The 18,214-nt window shown below is 55.2% G+C and carries 16 protein-coding genes; 6 read left to right on the plus strand and 10 right to left on the minus strand.

What is annotated here, in order from left to right:
- Nucleotides 1-23 precede the first annotated feature (23 nt).
- Nucleotides 24-2,114, minus strand: a complete 2,091-nt coding sequence (locus ABJM11_RS07470; RefSeq protein WP_348295122.1) for a catalase — start codon at nucleotides 2,112-2,114, stop codon at nucleotides 24-26.
- 45 nt (nucleotides 2,115-2,159) lie between these two features.
- Nucleotides 2,160-3,044: an SDR family oxidoreductase gene (locus ABJM11_RS07475; RefSeq protein WP_348295123.1), complete on the minus strand. Its 885-nt coding sequence runs from the start codon at nucleotides 3,042-3,044 to the stop codon at nucleotides 2,160-2,162.
- Between the two features lie 166 nt (nucleotides 3,045-3,210).
- Here ABJM11_RS07475 and ABJM11_RS07480 point away from each other — a divergent pair, with 166 nt between their 5' ends.
- Entirely contained in the window at nucleotides 3,211-4,233 is a 1,023-nt protein-coding gene (locus ABJM11_RS07480; RefSeq protein WP_348295124.1) for a potassium channel family protein, read from the plus strand.
- Between the two features lie 20 nt (nucleotides 4,234-4,253).
- Here the strand turns inward: ABJM11_RS07480 and ABJM11_RS07485 are convergent, their stop codons facing one another.
- The 4 genes from ABJM11_RS07485 to egtB all read right to left on the minus strand — a co-directional run bounded on the left by ABJM11_RS07485 (nucleotide 4,254) and on the right by egtB (nucleotide 9,570).
- Complete coding sequence (locus tag ABJM11_RS07485; protein WP_348295125.1) at nucleotides 4,254-4,688, minus strand: hypothetical protein; 435 nt, start codon at nucleotides 4,686-4,688, stop codon at nucleotides 4,254-4,256.
- A gap of 288 nt (nucleotides 4,689-4,976) precedes the next feature.
- The gene (locus tag ABJM11_RS07490) at nucleotides 4,977-7,310 is read right to left on the minus strand and encodes a glucose/quinate/shikimate family membrane-bound PQQ-dependent dehydrogenase (protein ID WP_348295126.1); all 2,334 of its coding nucleotides are present in this window, start codon (nucleotides 7,308-7,310) and stop codon (nucleotides 4,977-4,979) included.
- Nucleotides 7,311-7,315: 5 nt separating this feature from the next.
- Nucleotides 7,316-8,284: an L-histidine N(alpha)-methyltransferase gene (gene egtD, locus ABJM11_RS07495; protein ID WP_348295127.1), complete on the minus strand. Its 969-nt coding sequence runs from the start codon at nucleotides 8,282-8,284 to the stop codon at nucleotides 7,316-7,318.
- A gap of 2 nt (nucleotides 8,285-8,286) precedes the next feature.
- On the minus strand, nucleotides 8,287-9,570 hold the full coding sequence (gene egtB / locus ABJM11_RS07500; protein ID WP_348295142.1) for an ergothioneine biosynthesis protein EgtB: 1,284 nt from the start codon (nucleotides 9,568-9,570) through the stop codon (nucleotides 8,287-8,289).
- A 372-nt stretch (nucleotides 9,571-9,942) separates the two neighbouring features.
- Between egtB and ABJM11_RS07505 the strand changes: the two genes are divergently transcribed.
- The 3 genes from ABJM11_RS07505 to ABJM11_RS07515 all read left to right on the plus strand — a co-directional run bounded on the left by ABJM11_RS07505 (nucleotide 9,943) and on the right by ABJM11_RS07515 (nucleotide 13,148).
- A complete protein-coding gene (locus ABJM11_RS07505; protein WP_348295128.1) occupies nucleotides 9,943-11,322 on the plus strand; it encodes an NAD-dependent succinate-semialdehyde dehydrogenase in 1,380 nt (459 codons plus the stop codon).
- A gap of 78 nt (nucleotides 11,323-11,400) precedes the next feature.
- Nucleotides 11,401-11,631: a putative cation transport regulator ChaB gene (gene chaB, locus ABJM11_RS07510; protein WP_348295129.1), complete on the plus strand. Its 231-nt coding sequence runs from the start codon at nucleotides 11,401-11,403 to the stop codon at nucleotides 11,629-11,631.
- Nucleotides 11,632-12,005: 374 nt separating this feature from the next.
- Entirely contained in the window at nucleotides 12,006-13,148 is a 1,143-nt protein-coding gene (locus ABJM11_RS07515) for a sigma-54 dependent transcriptional regulator (protein ID WP_348295130.1), read from the plus strand.
- A 168-nt stretch (nucleotides 13,149-13,316) separates the two neighbouring features.
- On the opposite strand, the gene ligD is transcribed toward ABJM11_RS07515, so the two are convergent.
- The 4 genes from ligD to ABJM11_RS07535 form a co-directional block, all read right to left on the minus strand.
- On the minus strand, nucleotides 13,317-14,249 hold the full coding sequence (gene ligD / locus ABJM11_RS07520) for a non-homologous end-joining DNA ligase (RefSeq protein WP_348295131.1): 933 nt from the start codon (nucleotides 14,247-14,249) through the stop codon (nucleotides 13,317-13,319).
- Nucleotides 14,250-14,288: 39 nt separating this feature from the next.
- Entirely contained in the window at nucleotides 14,289-14,723 is a 435-nt protein-coding gene (locus ABJM11_RS07525; RefSeq protein ID WP_348295132.1) for a superoxide dismutase family protein, read from the minus strand.
- A 7-nt stretch (nucleotides 14,724-14,730) separates the two neighbouring features.
- Nucleotides 14,731-14,901, minus strand: coding sequence for a hypothetical protein (locus ABJM11_RS07530; RefSeq protein ID WP_348295133.1), 171 nt, complete (start codon nucleotides 14,899-14,901; stop codon nucleotides 14,731-14,733).
- A 158-nt stretch (nucleotides 14,902-15,059) separates the two neighbouring features.
- Nucleotides 15,060-15,191: a hypothetical protein gene (locus ABJM11_RS07535; RefSeq protein WP_348295134.1), complete on the minus strand. Its 132-nt coding sequence runs from the start codon at nucleotides 15,189-15,191 to the stop codon at nucleotides 15,060-15,062.
- A 650-nt stretch (nucleotides 15,192-15,841) separates the two neighbouring features.
- On the opposite strand from ABJM11_RS07535, the gene ABJM11_RS07540 reads away from it, so the two are divergent.
- Both ABJM11_RS07540 and ABJM11_RS07545 read left to right on the plus strand, forming a co-directional pair.
- The gene (locus tag ABJM11_RS07540) at nucleotides 15,842-16,678 is read left to right on the plus strand and encodes a Crp/Fnr family transcriptional regulator (protein ID WP_348295135.1); all 837 of its coding nucleotides are present in this window, start codon (nucleotides 15,842-15,844) and stop codon (nucleotides 16,676-16,678) included.
- 77 nt (nucleotides 16,679-16,755) lie between these two features.
- A complete protein-coding gene (locus ABJM11_RS07545; protein WP_348295136.1) occupies nucleotides 16,756-17,856 on the plus strand; it encodes a hypothetical protein in 1,101 nt (366 codons plus the stop codon).
- The last annotated feature ends 358 nt before the right edge of the window (nucleotides 17,857-18,214 follow it).

An 18,214-nucleotide genomic window follows, 5' to 3' on the forward strand; every position in this document is an offset into this window, starting at 1 on the left:
CATCCCACCCGTCAGTAGCCGTACTAAACCTTGTTCACGTCCTCCTCCCGCTTCCAGTAGCGCAGTTGCTTGCAGGCACCGAGGAAGTCGGTTGCGTCAGCGGGTTCGTCGAGCGCTACGCAGCCGCCGTCCAGCTTGTTATCGAGCCCGGCAGACTTGAACAACGGTAACGCCTCCTTTGTGTACCCGATGAATTTGCAGTGCGCGAAGGCATCGTTAACGAAGTCCCGGGCAGGGCCATGCTGAGCCAGTTGCTCGATGCCCTTGTCCGTCGTTATGAGCACTACCGCATCGAAAAGTACCGACGGCCCCCCGTCTATTTTTTCATCTGCCGGAATATGTGTGCCATCACTGGCCTTCACGCCACCGATGGTTGGCGCAATTACCGCAAGGGTCGCGCCCTCGTCTTTCACTGACTGCTTGAACGCGGCGAACATTTCGGCGTCTGCGCCTTCGGTGACCAGTATGCCCAGCCTGCGCCCCTTGAAATTGTCTGGCCCATTGCGAAGAATGCTCAGCTTGTGCGAGACAGGCAGATCTTCCCGGGTGGGCATCGCCGCCCTGGCGGACTCGGGCATTTCTGCAAGACCCAGGCCTTGTGCCACCGTTTTGGCGAGGTCCCCGTCAATATTCAACAGGTGACTGACCATGCGGGCCCGTATATCTTCCCGCTCCACCTTGCTTAGCTCAAATACGAATGCATCCGCAATATGCGCCTGTTCGATGTCTGTCTGGCTGACATAAAACTGGCGAGCCTGACTGTAGTGGTCTGAGAAGGTTTCGGAACGGACCCGCTGTTTCAACCCCTGGACCTCGTCCTGATAGCTGCGGAACCCCGACTCGGGGTTTTCCCGGGGGCCTCCTTCTTCGCCCCAGCTATTGGGCTCATAGTTAGCCCGCCCTGTGGGGTTGGTCATTGCCATATGGCCGTCCTGCTGGAAATGCCGCATGGGGCACTTGGGGGCATTGACGGGAATATGGGTAAAGTTGGGGCCGCCCAGGCGCTTGATCTGCGTGTCCAGATAGGAAAAGTTGCGGCCCTGAAGCAGCGGGTCATTGGAAAAATCGATGCCGGGAACAATGTTCTGGGTGCAGAATGCCACCTGCTCCGTCTCGGCGAAGAAATTGTCGACCACGCGGTTAAGTACCAGTTTTCCGATGGGCTTGACCGGTATCTCTTCTTCCGGAATTATCTTGGTGGGGTCAAGTACATCAAACTCGAACTGCTCGGCAAACTCTTCATCGAATATCTGGACTCCGAGTTCCCATTCCGGATAGTCGCCGTTTTGTATAGCCGTCCACATATCCCGGCGATGGAAATCAGGGTCGGCGCCATTGATTTTGAGCGCCTCATTCCAGACAACGGACTGAAGCCCTAATGATGGCTTCCAGTGAAACTTGACGAATTTGGCTTCGCCTTCGCTGTTCACAAACCGGAAACTGTGGACCCCAAACCCTTCCATAAAGCGAAAGGACCGAGGAATAGCGCGGTCCGACATTGCCCACATCAACATGTGCATGCTTTCGGGCATCAGGGTGACGAAATCCCAGAAATTATCGTGGGCGGTCTGGGCCTGTGGGAAGCCTCTGTCCGGTTCCTGTTTCGCTGCATGGACGAGATCCGGGAATTTCATCGCGTCCTGGATAAAGAAGACGGGTATATTGTTTCCCACAATGTCCCAGTTGCCCTCTTTTGTATAAAGTTTTACTGCGAAGCCCCGCACATCACGAGCCAGATCGCCGGAGCCTTTGTTGCCCGCCACTGTGGAAAACCGGACGAACGCAGGCACCTGCTCTCCGGCGCGTTGAAAGATATCGGCTTCGGTAAGATCAGACAGGCACTCATAGTTTTCAAAATACCCATGGGCGCCAAATCCCCGGGCATGAACGACACGCTCGGGAATCCGCTCGTGATCAAAGTGGAAGACCTTTTCACGCATGACCTGATCTTCCATCAATGTCGGCCCGCGGCTACCTCCCCGCAACGAGTTCTGATCGTCACTAACCGGGGCCCCTTGCTGTGTGGTCAGGGTGTCGCTCGTTCCTTTGGCCTGCTGGTGTGTTTCACCGCCATTTCCGACAGGGTCGGTACTGGTATCGTTTGAAGTGGACATTCGCTCTCTCCTTGGTTCCTTTCCGGGAAAACTGCGTGGGGCGGTTCAGATATGCATCCTTCCGCCAGTGACTCCATAAATTTCACCAACCACATAGCTCGCTTCCGGCGAGGCGAGAAAAACATAGGTAGGCGCAAGTTCTGCGGGCTGGGCCGGGCGGCCCAGTAATGTGTTTGCTCCGAACTGCGGAACTTTATCCTCCGGTATCGTCGCCGGAATCAGGGGCGTCCAGACCGGGCCCGGTGCGACGCCGTTGACTCTCACCCCTCGTTTGATGCCCTCTGCCGCCAGCGACAGGGTAAAATTGGCAATCGCGGCCTTGGTTGCCGCGTAAGGGGCGAGGTGAATGCTGGGAGCAAAGGCCTGAATTGAGGTGGTGTTGATGATGCTTCCGCCTGGAGGAATATGCCTGAGGGCGGCGCGGCAGAAGTAGAAGAACGCCTCAATGTTGGTGCTGAAGGTGTAGGTCAGCTCCTCGTCTGGTATGTCTTCCAGCTGTTCGTAGCTTTTCTGGAAAGCGGCATTGTTGACGAGGATGTCCAGGCGTCCAAACTGACTGAGGCATACGTCCACAACTTCGTCGCAGGCCTTCCGGGAGCTCTGGTCCAGCTTCATGGGCAGCGCCCTCTGGCCAGCATTCAGTATCAGCTGTTCGGTGGTTCGCGCATCGACGTCTTCATCCAGGTAGGTAAAAGCCACATCCGCGCCTTCACGGGCATAGGCCAAGGCGATGGCCCGGCCTATGCCGCTATCGCCTCCTGTTACTAATGCTACTTTTCCTTTGAGCCGGTTGTTTCCTACGTAGGACTCTTCCCCATGGTCGGGCTGGGGAGTCATCTCACGCTCCCGGCCAGGGATCGGTTGAGGCTGCTCCGCGAAATCCGGCTGGGGGTACCGGTAGCGGGGATCTTCGCTGGTCTGGTCAGTCATCGCCGCCTCCTTTGCGTGACGATCGCGAATCGGTAGTGCGTCAGAGACTCATTAGAACAAAGCAGAGCGGTTGTGCATTTAACCTGTGTTAATGAGCCGGAGACTAAAAAAGGATCACCTGTAGGGCCATCACGGATTGGTATGCTTTCCATGGAGGTAAAGGCGAATGAGTTCCCAGTTGCAGCTGTTATTCGGAGCCGCTGTTTTGCTGTTCGTAATGGTCGACGTGGCGTGGACCACTCTTACCACACAGGGTAGTGGGCCAATTACCAGACTGATTACTGGCGGCTTCAGGTTCGCCTCGGCACAGGTCCATGCTATTTCTGGCAGCCGGGCTGTGTTGGCTATGGCGGGGCCTTCAGGCATTGTCGCCATAGGAGGTGTTTGGCTCTTGGGCTTATGGGGTGGCTGGTTGCTGGTGTTTTGCGCCTTTCCCGGGGGAATAGTGAATGCACAAAGCGGAGCCCCGGCCGACTTTGCGGAACGTGTTTACTTCGTTGGATTTACTTTGTCCACATTGGGCGTGGGGGACTTCAAACCACAGTCTGAGGTTACCCGTGTTTTGACAGCGTTGGCTGCCTTTAACGGCCTGGTTCTGGTTACTCTGGTTATCACCTATGCGGTGCCATTGGTGCAGGGCGCTGTGACACGCAGAAAACTCGCGTTCTCGATTTCACTATTGGGCAGTTGCCCGCAGGAAATGGTATTAAGAGCCTGGGAAAGCAGGAAGAGCGGGGGCTTTGAAAGTGCGCTCGAGCAGGTGTCCGCCGATCTCATTCAGTGTTCTGAGCAGCGCCTGGCTTACCCACTGCTTGATCTTTTCTATTGCAGACACCAACGTTTTTCGCTTGGCGTTCAGCTAGGCCGACTGGACGAAGCGCTTTCTCTGCTGACCCAAGGGTTGCAGCCCAACTGTCAATGGCATTCCTTTACCGTTGAGAATTCCCGTGAGGTTGTCTCCCAATACCTTTACAGAGTCGAAAGAAAGCATGCCGCTGCAAATCTGGAAGCGCCTCCAATACCTGCGGTGGGTCTGCTCAAGGCCAAGGGCCTGCCGGTTGTAGATAATCAGGAAGAGGTGTTCTGTCGTTTGGAAGATCGCCGGCTTCGTTTGCATAATCTTGTCCGGGCTGAGGGGTGGGACTGGTCGGACGTTGAACACGATCCCCTGACAGGCGTTGGAGGGTAACGCCTGCCAGGACTACTTTCCTACATGTCGGATTTCTCAGGGTCCATTCCCGTACGTGACTTGTTGCCGCTTTTTATTTCCTCTTCGGTAAGCGCGCCATCGTTATCGCGATCGTAAATTTCGAGCATTTGCTTTCCCTGGTCAGTGTCGCGACTTTGCGCATTGCCTGCAGCTGTGCTGCCATAACGGTTCAGCTCACTTTCATCCAGTTTGCCATCGCTATTGCGGTCCAGCTCATCGAAACTGAGGCCTTTGGGTGAATTGCCAGAAGTGATTTCTCCGGATGTCGTGGACCGCTGGTTGGGTGCTTCAGTACCAGCATTGCTAGGCTGGGAACGCTGCTGACCGGTGGTTTGCGGGTGGTCCTGCTCGCTGCTCGCGGTGTCTGCCGCCAATACAGGGGATGCTATCAGAGCACCGCAGATCACGGTGGAAAAAAGGGCTGTTTTGATCATGGTTGGTCTCCAACTCTAAAAAGTAAGTTTGTACGCCGGAGAATCCACCGGCACTGTACGTAGCAGCAACCGTCATGCCAACGCAGCGTTACTATCCGGTGCGGGGCTAGCCAACATTCCTCTCGAGGAGCACCGTGGCGCTGTTCGGGCGCTGAGCGCTTTCTCCTGCCAGGGTAGGCAGGAGCCATTAATGAGCCCGCGCTTGAGTGTCAATTTTGCAGCTTCTTCCCTTTTTTACCGGAAACTTTTTCATAGTCTGATATGGCTAGCCTCCGTCAGCCGATATACCTATTTGAGCTTATAGGCGAGAACGTAGTCGCCTATTTTCGTGCCGATAGAGCCGTGCCCGCCGGCAACCTGGACCACCATTTGTTCGCCTTTACTGTTGAGGTAGGTCATTGGCGTGGCTTGTCCTCCCGCTGGCAGCCTTGCCCGCCAGAGCTCCTCGCCGTCTGTCAGGTTGTAGGCGCGCAAATAGTTATCTACCGTTGCTGCGAGGAAGACCACACCGCCCCGGGTAATAATCGGGCCCCCGATGCCAGGCACACCCAGCTTCAAAGGGAGGGGGAGAGGCGCCATATCTTCAATCGTGCCATTCCGGTGTTTCCACGCGATCTCACCAGTCTGTAAGTCCGCCCCGGCAACATAGCCCCACGGAGGTCTCTGGCAAGGTATTCCGAGTGGCGACATCAACGGCTTCAGCTCAACACCGTAGGGCGCTCCTGCGTTTTCATTCAGGCCCTGCTCACCGCTGTTGGAGGCCTCTTCCCGAACTTCCTTGTCCTTGGGGACCAGCCGCGAGGTAAAAGCCATGTAAAGAGGCATGCCGAACATCACCTGGCGTTCAGGGTCTACAGCAACGCCACCCCAGTTGAAAACTCCAAAATTTCCGGGGTAGACGATCGTGCCCTGGACCGAGGGTGGGGTGTATTGTCCTTCATAGCGCAACGACTGGAACTCGATCCTGCAGAGCATCTGGTCGATGGGGCTGGCTCCCCACATGTCGGATTCCCGGAGTTTTGGGGGACGGAAACTCAGGCCTGAGACCGGCTGGGTGGGCGCCGCATAGTCACCTTCAACAGTTCCTTGCGGCGCCTTTTTTTCCGTGATGGGAATGAGGGGCTCTCCGTTCTTCCGGTTCAGTACGTAAACATCCCCCTGTTTCGTGGGTACAACGAGGCCGGGTTTGACGCCTTCGCGGGTACGGATGTCCACGAGGCTAGGTTGGGCAGGTGTATCCATGTCCCACAGGTCGTGATGCACAAACTGCTGGACCCATTGAACTTCCCCGGTTTCCAGGCTGAGGGCAACTACCGACGAGGAATAGGTTTCTTCTTCGGGCGTACGGTTCATCCCCAACTGGTCGGGGGTCGGATTTCCCATAGGGAAGTACACCATACCGAGCTCCTCATCGGCGCTTGCCACCGCCCAGCTGTTGGGTGAGCTGGTGGAATAGGTTTCCCCCTCGTCAATAGGTTGTGTCGTTTCCGGGTTTGCCGGGTCCCAATTCCAGGTCAGCTTCCCGGTTTTGACGTGGTAGGCACGAATCACCCCTGAAGGGGCGTTAACGTTGTAGTTGTCATTAACCGCACCGGCGACAACGACAACGTTGCTAGCGACAACGGGAGGTGAGGTGGAGTAGTAGAAGCCCGCCTGGCGATGGGGCATGTTATGCATCAGATCCAGCTCGCCGTCTTCTGCAAAATTACTGCATTGAGCGCCGGTCGAAGGGTCCAGGGCCAACAGCCTGGCATCAGACGTGGGCAGGAACAGCTGGGCGTCACACTCTACACTGTCGAGGTTTTCAGCGGGAGACTGGACTGTTTCCACTTGTGGCAGGTCCCCCTCCTCAGGAGGTAGGTACGAGACTCCACGACAGGTTTGATGCTGGCGCTGGCTCTCGGGCGCAACCCCGGCATCGTAGACCCAACGCTCCTTGCCGGTGTCGGCATCAAGCGCTACCAGCCAGTTGTGGGGAGTACACAGGTATAAGGTATTACCGACTTTGAGAGGCGTGGCCTCATAGGTGGTTTCGACCACGTCATCAGGGCCTTTGCGGTCGCCCGTCTGGTATTGCCAGGCAAGCTCCAGTTGATCAACGTTCTCAGGGGTAATCTGCTCCAGAGGAGAGTACCGCTGGCCCAGGTTGCTCCGGCCATAACTCAGCCAGTCTCCCTCCGGTACGTTGCCCAGGCGGGGATCGCTGATCGTCGACTCCTTGGGGAGCTCGCCTTCAATTCTGTGTGCATCGTAGGGTATGCTGGCCACAGAAAACAGCCCGACACCGACCCAGACGACCGCCAGCGACACCGCGCCCCACCTTGGGTTCCCCCGGCCCGGAAACAGCAGCGGAATCGCCAGAAGAAGCAACACCCCCAGCCGAGAGGCCAGGGGCCACCAGTCAAACCCTGCCTCCCAGAACGCCCATGCAGCGGTGGCTAGCAGGAGGAAGGCATATAGAGTTTGTGCGATCGGACGCCGTGGTTTGATAAGCAGGGCCACCACAATCATCGTGGTGCCGGCCAGCATATAATACCAACTGCCTCCAAGGAGCATCAGCTTGATACCGCCGGTCAGCAGGGCCAGGCCGATGACGATAAAAATAGCTATCCATAGAACCATACCCGTCAACCCCTGCGCTCAAGGTAATGCACACTGAAGTTCTGCCCGCGATCGGTCCAGACCGCACGGCTGACAAAACCACAGCGCCGCGCCAGGGCCTGGAATCCGTCAATGGAGTACTTGTAGGAGTTCTCGGTGTGCAGGCTCTCACCTTCCTGAAAACGGAAGGTCTCACCGGCAACTGTTATTACCTGGGCCATGGTGCTGACCAGATGCATTTCGATGCGATGGTGCGTGCTGTTGAAGACTGCGCGATGAATGAAGCGCTCGGGGTCCAGAGAGGCCCCCAACTCCCTTTCGAGATGCCTCAGCAGGTTAAGATTGAATTCAGCCGTTACCCCGGCCGCATCATTGTAGGCGGCCTCCAGCGTGGCTGTGTCCTTGATTAGGTCCACGCCGATCAGCAAGCCGCTTCCTTCCGGCAAAGTGGAATGCAGGCCGGTGAGAAAGTCTTCAGCCTCGGTCGGAGAAAAATTGCCTATACTGGAGCCTGGGAAAAAGCCTACCAGCGGACCTTCGGTCAGCCCTTCTGGCAGCGTTATACGTTGGCAGAAGTCTGCGCAGGCGGCGTGAACTTCAAGCCAGGGGTAATCAGCCGCCAGCTTTGCTGTACTCTCGAGAAGGAAGTCCCTTGATATATCGATGCCCAGATAGCTGCTTATCTCCATATGCTCCAGCAGCAGGCGAACTTTCCGGCTTGCGCCACTGCCGATTTCAACCAGCGTGGCATTTTTTCCGGCCAGTTCCTCAATTTCATTCATCGCCGTTGCAAGGATGGCCTCTTCCGAACGAGTAAGGTAGTACTCAGGCTGCTGACATATTTTCTCAAACAATTCGGACCCCAGCTGGTCATAAAAATACTTCGGTGAACAGTATTTTTGCGGAGCCCGAAGGCCTGCCAATACTTCCTCTCGCATGGTAAGGGAGCTGGATTCCACGGGCTGGTGGTCGTAAAAACGCACGGCTGTTGTCATGTTCAGTCCTCCCTGGCCAAACGAAATCCGGAAAATGCCCAACGGGCATGGGGTGGAAAAAAATTGCGGTAGGTCGGGCGAATATGGGATTCAGGTGTAGCGCAGCAACCGCCCCTTAGTACCATCTGCCCGGACATGAACTTGCCGTTGTATTCTCCGAGGCTGCCCGGCAGAGCCTTGAATCCGGGATATGGCCGGTAAGCGCTGCCGGTCCATTCCCAGACATCCCCGAACATCTGGGAGGGATGGTCGGCGACGGCGTGTTCCGGCGCGGGCTGCAGTCTGCCTTTTTCCTGGAAGTTTCCGCTGATCGGAACAGACCGGGCCGCCACTTCCCACTCAGCTTCGGTTGGAAGTCGGGCGCCTGCCCATGTGGCATAGGCATCGGCCTCGTAAAAGCTGACGTGGCACACCGGGGCTCCCGGATTTACCCGCTGCCGGCCGGATAGAGTCCGGTAGTACCAACCTTCTTCGAAGTCTTCCCAATAAAGCGGAGCTTTCCAGCCCGCCCGCCTGACAAGATCCCAGCCATCCGACAGCCACAGCTCCGGGCGTTCGTACCCGCCGTCGCTCATGAAGTCCATGAACTCACGGTTGCTTACCGGCCTGCTGGAGAGCCAGAACGGCGCCAAAAATTCCCTGTGTTGGGGGGCTTCATTGTCAAACGCGAAGGCGGACGAAGCCGGATCGTGCCCCACCGTTCGCAACCCGTCCGTGTAGCTGAACCAGCCAAGTGGCTGAGCGTCGACATAACCCGTGGGGGCGAGGTCGGTGCGGTATTCCGGGGCCAGCGGGTTCATGCCAAAAATATGCTTGATGTCCATCAGCAACAATTCCTGGTGTTGCTGCTCATGCTGCAGGCCCAACCTCAATCGCTGGAGAATCTTGTCTTGATCTTCACCCTTTTTCATCATTCGGGCTGTCGACAGAAGGTCGGCCATTGCCGCATCCACGTGTTGCCGGTAGCTATAGATGTCATCGACCGTGGGGCGAGACAGCAAGCCTCGGGCAGGTCTGGGGTAGGGCGTACTGTGGGTTTCGTAGTACGAATTGAAAAGATGGTCATAGGCGGGATGAAAGGGCTTGTACCTTTCGGCAAACGGTTTCAGAACAAACGCTTCGAAAAACCAGGTTACGTGCGCCAGGTGCCACTTGGGCGGGCTCACATCATCCATGGTCTGAACCACATAATCTTCGGTCCCTAGGGGGCGACATATCTCTTCAGTGACATCACGAACCTTCCGGTACTCCTGCAGGTAAGCCAGGATAGGTTCGGAGGCCAGCATCGGTTCATCGTTACGGGACAGGGCAGGTTGGGATACAGACATCACGCACTCCTTGTTCAATGATTATCCCCGCACAGGGGGCAGAACTGCCGGACTTTCTGTGTTGAAAACGGTGACTTCCCGTTACTGCTCTAAGAGGCATGCTAAAAGCTTAGTAAAAGACGCGATAAACCCTCGGTCAAGTTTAAAATACTGCAATGTTTTGCTGTTATCGAACGAGGCCGGGAATTCAGGCGGTTGGTGGGTTATACAGTTATGTAACCTTTTCGTCTTGGCGAGGGTTGGCGTGCTACATTCGAACAGCAGTTCCAATTTCTGGCGTCGGCCCGAGAGTGCAGTTGTCTGCCGACCCCCCGTAAAGGAGGTATTGCAATGGCAAATTCGCACCAGACTGTTAATCCCACCTCGGAAGAGGTGCTCAGAACCTATGAACTGATGTCCAAAGATGAGGCTGAAGCTGTTATCGAGCAGGTCCATCAGGCTTTTCTTGGCTGGCGTGATGTCTCTCTGGAAGAGCGCGCGGAGCTGTTGGGAAAGGTCGCTTCGCTGATTCGCGACCGTAAGGAGCAGTACGCGAAACTCATGACCGCAGAGATGGGCAAGCCCCTCAAACAGGGAAGGCAGGAGTGTGAACTCTGTGCGGCGATCTGCGAATACACTGCCGCAGAGGGCCCCGGACTGTTAGCCGATGAAACCCGTGAGCTCGAGGGAGGCCGTGCCCTGGTCACCTACCAGCCCCAGGGTGTGATATACGGTATACAACCCTGGAACTTTCCGCTGTATCAGGTCATCCGCTATAGCGCTGCAAACCTGATGGCTGGCAATACCGTTCTGTTGAAGCATGCCGCCAATGTGTGGGGAATGGCGCTTGAAGTTGAAAAGCTGTACCAGGACGCCGGCTTACCCTCCAATGCTTTTCGCACCCTGCTGATTGATCACGACGTGTCTGAAGCGGTAATCAACCACAAATGGGTACGAGGCGTTACGTTGACGGGTAGCCCCGGCGCCGGCCGTATTGTGGCGCAACAGGCTGCCGGCGCGCTTAAAAAGTCGGTTCTGGAACTGGGCAGTAATGATGCCTATCTGGTACTTGCGGATGCGGACATCAGCAAGGCCGTGAAGGTCGGTGTCCAGGGCAGGGTCTATAACGCCGGCCAGACATGTGTCGCTGCAAAGCGTTTTATCGTGGAAGAGTCCGTCTATGACGAATTTCGCGACGCCTACGTGGAACAGATGGAAAAGCTCACTATGGGGGACCCTGCAGATAAGGCGAGCGATCTGGGGCCGATGGCAAGAGGGGATCTCAGGGACGATCTGCACGACCAGGTGCTTGAGTCTGTCAAGGCTGGTGCCACCTGTCTGACGGGCGGGAAGATTCCTGCCGGCAAAGGGTTCTTTTACCCTCCCACGGTGCTGGAAAACGTGGCGCCCGGCCAACCAGCCTACGACGATGAGTTATTTGGTCCGGTAGCGGCGCTGATCAAGGTCCGGGATGCGGAAGAAGCCATCCGGGTGGCGAACGATTCTCCCTATGGTTTGGGAGGTGGCATATTTTCTGCCGATGAAAATAAAGCCCTGCGCCTGGCCAGGGACAGGTTTGATACCGGCATGGTGAATATTAACGGTTACAATCTGGCAAAACCCAACCTTCCCTTTGGTGGTGTCAAGGAGAGCGGCTATGGACGGGAGCACGGTGGCTTTGGCATGCACGAGTTTGTGAATACCAAAGCCATTATGATCACTGAATCCTGATATCAACACCGCAGGCGGTCGCTGGGTTGATTAAATCGTGGGTCGGCCCGTAGACATTATTTCTGGAGGATTGAGCAGATGCCATACGACAGTAAGTCGGACTTACCCGATAACGTACGCGACAATTTACCCTCCCATGCTCAGGAAATTTACCTGAAAGCCTTTAATTCGGCGTGGGAGGAGTACCGCAAGCCGGAGGATCGACGTGGCAATGCAGGCAGGGAGGAAACTGCCCACAAAGTGGCGTGGGCGGCAGTGAAAGAGGAATATCATAAAGAGGGCGACAAATGGGTGAAGGATAAATCCTGAAGCCTGGGACAGAATGCTCCGGACGTCGCGCCTTCCTGGGAGGGGGCGCGCGTTCGTCATAAAAAATCAATCATGCATTAAGAGCTGCCGCATTATCCTGTGTTAATAGAATGAAAAAAACCGGGCAGTCCTGACGTTATTTGCGTATCTAAAGTAAGCCCACATATATGTGCGTTTTTTCTGTACGTAAAAAAATAACATATCGTAATTATTTTAAATAGCGTTATAAAACAGTTGTATATAATTATTTGTTCGAAAAGCTCTAGCGAATTAAAACCATGCTGTTCTGGTATTAATAATTGTTGTTTGATTTTGATGGGGCCGAACCTAATATCGTAAGTGTTGGTTATGGAATCGTGAGCAAGGAGCTCTGTATGGCACTTATCGATGCGACCAGGCTTTCGCCGTTAAATCAGGGAAACTCTGATCATTTATTAATTGTCAGTTATGGCAAGGACGGACGACTGTGTGAGGCGCTAGGAATTCCGCAGGCCGACAGAAACTTTGAAGAGCACAAAACCGGCGACAACAACGAGCGTTTTGAAGGTGAGCTCGGAATGCTCTTCAGCCCCACCAGCAAAATGCATCAGGTCGCCGAAGAAGTCACCCGCGTAGCGCCCACTTCTGCCACAGTCTTTCTTCGTGGCGAAAGCGGAACCGGTAAAGAAATTGTGGCTCAGGCTATCCATCAGTTGAGCGAACGGCGCAATGAGCCCTTTGTGCCGGTGAATTGTGGTGCCATATCTCCACAGCTGATCGAAAGTGAACTCTTTGGTCATGAAAAAGGCAGCTTCACCGGGGCGATAAAAGAACACCGCGGGGTATTTGAAAGGGCAGACGGCGGTACACTTTTCCTGGACGAAGTTACCGAAATGCCAATTGACCTGCAGGTGAAGCTGTTGCGGGTGCTTGAGACTCGCCGGTTTACCCGGGTTGGAAGTGATCGGGAGCTTTCAATGAATATCCGCGTGATAGCCGCTACCAACCGGTGCCCGGACACGGAGGTGAAAGAAGGACGCTTTCGGTGTGACCTGCTTTACCGGCTTCAGGTTTTTCCCATCCTTTTGCCCCCGTTACGTGAGAGGGCGGGAGACATCAAACTGCTGGCAGAGCACTTTCTGTCGGAAATGAACAAACAGGAAGGTACTTGCAAACGACTGTCGGACAAGGCGCTGGCGGAGCTTGAGAAGTATACCTGGCCGGGAAATCTCCGCGAATTGAAGAATATCCTTCAGCGCGCCTTCATCATGTCGGACTCCGTTATTGGGCCGGAACAGATTCCCGATGAAATTATGAACCCGTTGGAAGATAGAGATAGCTCGAAGGGGCCATGTTTAAAAATCAGTGTGGGCTCCTCCATCGCTGATGTGGAGAAGGATCTGATTTTTGCGACCCTGGAAGAGTGCAAAGGAAGAAAAGAGAGGGCCGCTAATATTCTTGGGGTCAGTATGAAAACCCTCTACAACCGGCTACGTGATTATCAGTCAGCGGGGGAGGAGTCCATTGACCCGCGTTAGTCAGTTATACCCGGGTCTGGCCGCCCGGGCACAATCACCCCGTATCCTGTAACCACCCCGTATCCTGTAACGCCGAAATCAACTCGTCCTTGTTCATTTTACTTCGTCCGGAAGTCCCCTTTTTCCGAGCCTCGGCATAGGGCTGGTAGCTCGATAAGGTCATGGCTTCTACTCCAGTTTGAGCTGTTTCAGCATTTTGCGCGTGATCGGTCGTCGCGCCTCCTCGTAGCCCTCCCAGGGGTCTGCCCTGAGGGCACTGAGGCGGCGGCGCACATTGTTTACCGTATATCGGTTTGCCGTCGCCCTGGCGTTGAGTTCATCCCAGCGCAGAGGCGTTGCTACAGTGGCGCCGTCGTTCGCCCTGGTTGAATAGCGGGCAATACTGGTACTGCCGCGGCTATTGCGCAGGTAGTCGATAAATACTTTTCCCTTGCGCTTCGTTTGGGACATGTTGGTGGTCAGGTTCCCTGGGTCATCACTGGCGTGAGCCCTGGAAATGGCCTGGGCAAACCCTTTTGCCTGTTCCCAGTTCAGCTCCGGTCTGACGGGGACAATTAGGTGCAGCCCCTTACCGCCTGTGGCCTGAAGAAAGCTGTTCAGCCCCAGGGTCGCCAGGCGCTCACGAAGACTTTTTGCTGTCTTCGCGATTACCCTCCAGGAGAGGCGCGGGCCAGGGTCCAGATCGAAAACGAGGGTATCGGGGCGTTCCAGATCATCGATCCGACACCCCCATGGGTGAAATTCAAGTACCCCAAACTGGACCAGCCAAACCAGATCCGTCGCTGAGCCAATATAAACATAATCCGATCTGCCTCCCTGCTTTTCGGGAATGGCCACGCGAGGGACCTCGTTGGCAAAATGTGTGTCGGGATGCTTCTGGAAAAAACACTCACCTTTCAGGCCTTCTGGACAACGGAGCAGAGATAGCGGGCGCTCCTTCAGGTGTGGAAGAATCCATGGCGCCAGTGCTTCGTAGTATCGGGCCACGTCAGCCTTGGTTATCCTCTGTTCGGAATAGAGAACCCTGTCGGGATGGGTAATGGCCACGTTAGCCACCGTATGTCCGGCTGATTTCCCGGGTTTCCCGCTATCATGGCTCATTCGCACCTCTCTCGCAGATTTGTCGTCTCGCATTAAGCGTTATCCGGGGTCCGGCACGCCACAGGCTATGGCATCGCCACTTCCACCTGCAGAGCCCTCTTCGTCAGAGTAGCTGTCCCGCCGGGCATGAATGACCAGCGCCCTGTTCTCGAAATCTTTACTGGACACTCTCGGCGCATAGACGGGCAGGAGCGCCTCACCGTCAGGGTTAACGTAAAGGTTGGGAAGATCACCACGGTGCTCATGCTGCCAGGGGCCTTCGTGATTCCCTTTCAAACCGGGGTCCCAGTGCTCCCCAGCCTCTTTTGAAGGTTTTCTGGAAGGGCTTTCGGTATCGTCGCCTCCGACGCGACCGGATGCGCAGCTACCGCCTTCATGGATATGAAAACCGTGCAGCCCGGGTTTGAGCCCTTCCAACGCTGGTTGAATGACCACACCAGAGGCTCGCTGGCTTATGCGGACCGTTCCCAGCATTTCCTGTTCAACCTTCTGGTCCGGCGAAGTAAGATTGTAGCTCTACGGTCAACGCTTTCTGCCCGGTCTTTTCCGTCGGGCTGTTCATTTCTGTGCGTTCGCCGTAACCACTCACCGTGGCCGGCGTGAAAAGGATCACTGCAGGCAACAGGCTTGCTTTGTGAGGACGGGTTCGCATTCCTCGGCTCCTCCAAGTTGATGGTGTGATTGTAATAGCGCCCCGCCAGGCTGACGGAGCTGAGAGTCATGCCGCCCGTGCCTTGCAGATATCTGCACACTCCAGGCACAAACGGGCACATTACCGGCAGTGCTCGTGGTCATGCTTGCTGCTCTGATTCACGCTATGCTCCGACCTTCCGATGTTACGCCGTTCAGGATGCGGCCCACCGTGTCTTTGTTAAGTGCCTGCGCCATGTCGCCGATACTGGCCACGCCTACGAGGCGTTTGTCTTCATTTACCACAGGCATTAACGGTCTCTGTATCCGGATTCATTACATCTCTGATGTTCATGCCAAATGTCCTCCGAAATGAGTTGGGTTTGCTTCACCGGAGTGTTCCGGTTGTTACCTCACCCGTAAACAAGCGAAGAACAGGCCAGCTCGACGAATGTGAAGGGCCGCTAATTGGAGATGTGGGTGAAGTGCTACTGCCGGGATTTCAAAGGAAACTCCGGAATTGGCGCAGGGTGGACAGTTAGCGCGGCGGGAGGTGGGGCGACGCCTTAGAAGAATGTCCGTGCCCATATTTACACTTGGGTGGTAATTTTTTCCGTTGGTCTGGAGAAAGGCAGGTGGGTTGAGCGTTAACCTGCCTTTCGCCCTCGAATATAGAACCTACAGAGCCAATAAGATTTATTAATGCGCGCTAAGAACATGTCGCGCATGAATTCATATCGTTTGAAAAGAACTGTAAAAACATGTAATTGCGATGTCAATTTCCTGGCATGGAGAGCCGCTTAAACTTCATTAATATCATGTGGTTGGTGATATTTTGGGTTGTGTGGTTTATTTTTATATAGGTTAACCAAGTAGAACGATGGGCAACGGACTTTGGTTCCATCCTAAAAATTGATGTGCATTCTTCGTCAGGTTGTGTCACACCCATGGAGGTAGGTCGCATGGCTGAGGAGCTGATCAGGGCCCTTGTCAAAGACAGTTACGATGTTTCTCAGTTATCAGAGGATGAACGCCGGCTGCTGGCCGAAATAACCCCCCAGCGATTGCACTTTGAAAAAAATTCAGTCGTATTCCGGGAAGAGGAACCCGCCAACTATTTCCTGCTGGTGAAAGAGGGGATCTGTTTCAACCATCGTCACCTGGAGGATGGAAGCCGACAGATCATGGATCTGTATTTTCCAGGCGAAGTGGTTGCGCTGAGTGAGTTTTGCAAGGAGGCCCATGTTACTGGCCTTACGACACTTTCTGATGCTGTAATCCTGGCTTACGACAAAGCTGAAATTACCGAGAAGTGTTCCCGTACGGCAAGGCTGTCAAGACTGTTCATGGAGCTCCTGTTCCGGGAGCAGGCAATCTTGACGGAACGTCTGGTGGAGGTGGCGCGCCACAGTGCCAATAAACGTGTGGCCAACTTTCTGCTGGATATCAATCAACGGTGGTCTCCTTCAACAGGAGTGCCCAGCCATGCAGGAGCAGAGTCCCTGTCAGCCTGTTGCTCGCCCAAAAATTTCACAGGTCTATCGAATCTCGTGGGTATCCCACAGGTTCTTATTGCAGACGCACTGGGTTTGAGCATCGTTCACGTAAACCGCGTACTCCGACAGTTCAAGGAAGCTGGCTGGATTAAGATTCGCAGCCAGGGGATCGAGCTACTGGATTTTAATGCAATAAAGGTAGTCGCCGGGTGGGAGACAGAACGGGAGGGGACACCGGTGTCGGGTAATCAACCCGGAATCCTGAACGGCGACAACCAGCGGCCGCACGTCAAGGACAGTTAATGGTTTTCTAGGTGATTTTGGCAATCGCCGCCTCGTAAGGCAGTATAGGCTGAAGCCAATAAGCCAGAGGTGGGTGTTTGAAAAAAGCCATGGTGATTCTCGGTGTGGCGCTGATGATAGCCGCACTTGCCAGTTACGCGTCCCGGCCGGTTCCCGTTGAGCAGAGGCTTATATCGATTCAGGCCCGTGAGGCATTACCCGGCTTTGACGATATCAGTAATGAGCCCGTGGAAGTACAGGCCGCCATACTGGATCTGGGCGATGACCCGCTAGTACTTCTGAAAGCTCAGGCGGCGCTGCTTGCCTATCCCGACATGGCTCGCACCATTCTCCCACTTTATGCCTCCGAGCCAGAGTTCCGTGATGTGTTACGCACTTACGGTGAAAGCGCTCTCCCTCCCATTCACTACTTTATCAGCCAACCGATCAGCTCCATCGAATGGATGAACAAGGCCGCCCGGCAGTACGAGCGTGCCAGGGGATACATTTCTGAGTTGCGGGGCAATGAGCCGGCTGAACTGGAAGAAGCTGCTCCCCTTTCCCCGGAAGAACGTGGCTGGTATGCAGTGAACTTTATACGCAACGAAGGTCATGATTTTCTGGGGCAGTTTGTGGTGGACACCACCGGCAACATCCAATGGGTCCAGACTGAGCGGGTTACCGAAGGCATCAGCCAGTTTTTTACCAGCGGTGTGCGGCAGCTGGAAACGAGTTATCGCTCCGGGGATGAGATTTCTGCCAGCGATATCGGGTGGGCCTCGGTGGATGTTCTGGTGTTTGCCAGCGCAGTGAAAGTACTTCGAGCCGGCCGCACTGCGGCGAAAGCCACCCAGGGAGCCAGGCTTTCAACCCGGTCAGCGGCACTGGCGGCCCGTATTACCGGCAGTGGACGGTTGATTCTCCGCGGTGCACGTTATGCAAAATGGCCGGTTATTCTTGGGGCAGGGTATCTGGTTGTCACCAATCCCAGCCTGATCAACGATTTTTTCGCCGGCGTGGCAGACTTGCTTGGCGTATCTCCCGTGGCTGTTCAGATTGCAGGCTGGTTGATTATTCTTGTACCAACCCTGTACATCCTCAGTTGGTTGCTGTGGCCGGCTATTGTCTTGCTTCGGGGGCTTCTTGCCGCTCTTTACCGGCTTGCCGGAAGAAGGCCCGGCTATTCGGGCCTCCCGTAAATCCTGACAGAGCCGCGTGCGCAGGCCGGTTTGATCAGGGACGGCAAACATACCAGTAGTTCTGGAAGTCATGTTCGAGCTCATGGACGTCAATCTTACGAAAACCCGCCGCCTGAAAGTACTCAAGAGCCTTTTCCCGGCCCCACATCGCACCCAGGCCCTCGCCATCCTGCGGCAGAGAAACCGTCAAGTGCATGCAGGAAATGGTATAGAACAAGGGGCTAGGAGTCTGCGCGGCAGAAACGTTTTGAGCCCTCGTTTCCGCCAGACCGGATCATTGTCTGGCCGGAAGGAGTGTTCGCGATATCGGATCGGCTCCATCATCGCTTTCGATCCAGCCAGTTAACCGGTTAAAAGG

The sequence above is a fragment of the Marinobacter sp. genome (assembly GCF_039977835.1).
GTDB lineage: Bacteria > Pseudomonadota > Gammaproteobacteria > Pseudomonadales > Oleiphilaceae > Marinobacter.

What these genes read in the sequence shown, in the direction of transcription:
- ABJM11_RS07470 (WP_348295122.1), bottom strand. Translation starts at nt 2,114, where the DNA reads ATGTCCACTTCAAACGATACCAGTACCGACCCTGTCGGAAATGGCGGT.
- ABJM11_RS07475 (WP_348295123.1), bottom strand. Translation starts at nt 3,044, where the DNA reads ATGACTGACCAGACCAGCGAAGATCCCCGCTACCGGTACCCCCAGCCG.
- ABJM11_RS07480 (WP_348295124.1), top strand. Translation starts at nt 3,211, where the DNA reads ATGAGTTCCCAGTTGCAGCTGTTATTCGGAGCCGCTGTTTTGCTGTTC.
- ABJM11_RS07485 (WP_348295125.1), bottom strand. Translation starts at nt 4,688, where the DNA reads ATGATCAAAACAGCCCTTTTTTCCACCGTGATCTGCGGTGCTCTGATA.
- ABJM11_RS07490 (WP_348295126.1), bottom strand. Translation starts at nt 7,310, where the DNA reads ATGGTTCTATGGATAGCTATTTTTATCGTCATCGGCCTGGCCCTGCTG.
- egtD (WP_348295127.1), bottom strand. Translation starts at nt 8,284, where the DNA reads ATGACAACAGCCGTGCGTTTTTACGACCACCAGCCCGTGGAATCCAGC.
- egtB (WP_348295142.1), bottom strand. Translation starts at nt 9,570, where the DNA reads ATGCTGGCCTCCGAACCTATCCTGGCTTACCTGCAGGAGTACCGGAAG.
- ABJM11_RS07505 (WP_348295128.1), top strand. Translation starts at nt 9,943, where the DNA reads ATGGCAAATTCGCACCAGACTGTTAATCCCACCTCGGAAGAGGTGCTC.
- chaB (WP_348295129.1), top strand. Translation starts at nt 11,401, where the DNA reads ATGCCATACGACAGTAAGTCGGACTTACCCGATAACGTACGCGACAAT.
- ABJM11_RS07515 (WP_348295130.1), top strand. Translation starts at nt 12,006, where the DNA reads ATGGCACTTATCGATGCGACCAGGCTTTCGCCGTTAAATCAGGGAAAC.
- ligD (WP_348295131.1), bottom strand. Translation starts at nt 14,249, where the DNA reads ATGAGCCATGATAGCGGGAAACCCGGGAAATCAGCCGGACATACGGTG.
- ABJM11_RS07525 (WP_348295132.1), bottom strand. Translation starts at nt 14,723, where the DNA reads ATGCTGGGAACGGTCCGCATAAGCCAGCGAGCCTCTGGTGTGGTCATT.
- ABJM11_RS07530 (WP_348295133.1), bottom strand. Translation starts at nt 14,901, where the DNA reads ATGCGAACCCGTCCTCACAAAGCAAGCCTGTTGCCTGCAGTGATCCTT.
- ABJM11_RS07535 (WP_348295134.1), bottom strand. Translation starts at nt 15,191, where the DNA reads ATGCCTGTGGTAAATGAAGACAAACGCCTCGTAGGCGTGGCCAGTATC.
- ABJM11_RS07540 (WP_348295135.1), top strand. Translation starts at nt 15,842, where the DNA reads ATGGCTGAGGAGCTGATCAGGGCCCTTGTCAAAGACAGTTACGATGTT.